This is a genomic window from Paracoccus ravus, from assembly GCF_004522175.1.
GTDB classification, from domain to species: domain Bacteria; phylum Pseudomonadota; class Alphaproteobacteria; order Rhodobacterales; family Rhodobacteraceae; genus Paracoccus; species Paracoccus ravus.
Genome location: NZ_SDEB01000079.1, coordinates 1 through 1,348, shown reverse-complemented (window position 1 = coordinate 1,348; position 1,348 = coordinate 1). Strand labels below are relative to the sequence as shown.

General features: G+C 57.4%; 1 pseudogene. It reads left to right on the top strand.

The features are described from left to right. A pseudogene (locus ESZ60_RS20560) lies at positions 1–1,312 on the top strand (transposase); the annotation flags it as partial. Positions 1,313–1,348 lie beyond the last annotated feature (36 nt).

Below are 1,348 nucleotides of genomic sequence, written 5' to 3'. Positions count from 1 at the left end.
CGGTTTCTGGACCTGGCTGATCTGCACGATGAGATGCGGGCTTTTTACAGCCATACAGGCCGACCCTCGATTGATCCGGAACTCATGATCCGCATGCTTGTCGTTGGCTATGTCATGGGATTGCGGTCCGAGCGGCGCCTCTGTCAGGAGGTTCACCTCAACCTCGCCTATCGCTGGTTCTGCCGCCTCGTTCGAGTTTCTCGAAGCTCCGGCATGGCAAGTTCCGCGACAGTGATGTTTTTCGTCGTGTTTTCGATCGAGTGGTTGCTCAATGCATTGCCCGTGGCCTCGTGGGCGGCAAAGGCTTTGCCGTCGACGCCAGCCTGATCCGCGCCGACGTCCAGAAACAGAGTTCCACCCGTCAGGATAAATGGGACCCATTCACCATTGATCCGGCAGAGGCCTCAAGGGCGGTGCGAGAATATCTGGACACACTCGATGACGAAGCTTTCGGCGCAGCTACGCCCGTCCAGCCCAAGTTTACGGCCCATGCCGATCCTGCAAGCCAGTGGAGTGAGGCGGAAAAGAAAATGATCCAGTGATCATTTTCCCGACGAACGCGCGGAAGGGGCCCGCTTTCTTCGCTTATTCAGATAATTACCTGATCGATACAGATCACGGGATCATCATGGATGTCGAGGCTACCCGATCGGTCCGGCAGGCCGAGGTCGGCTCTACCCTCACGATGCTGGATCGCACGGCCGAGCGTTTCGACATTCCTCCTGAATGGCTGGCTGCCGATACCGCCTATGGATCTGAAGACAACCTGGTCGAGATCGTCCTGAAGCGGCAGATCCTGCCTTTCATCCCAGTCATAGACAAAGGCGAGCGCACGGATGGAACATTGTCCCGTTCCGACTTCATCTGGGACGATGAGAATGATCGTTACCTCTGCCCGGAAGGTAAGGATCTGCGGCACAGGCGACGGAACTATTCAGATCCGGAGCGCTTCTCGACCGAGATGAAGCCGCGCAGATATCGCGCATCAAAAGCCGACTGTCAGATCTGTGCGTTGAAGGAGCAATGCTGTCCGAACAGTGAAACGCGCAGTCTGCAACGCGGAAAATTCGAAATCGTGCGTGATTTTGCCCGGTTCTGCACGGCCTCCGCGTTCAACGAGATTGCCTCGAGGCGGCGCAAGAAAGTTGAGATGCCCTTCGCTCATCTGAAGCGCATCCTGGGCCTTAACCGCCTGCGATTGAGAGGGCCGATGGGAGCGAAAGACGAGTTCACACTCGCCGCCATCGCCCAAAACCTCCGGAAAATGACCACGCTCTGCCCGGCGACCGTGCCTTCGACACCGAGCGGTTGAGAAAACCGATCACGCGGTTGCCGAGCCTGAAAGGAC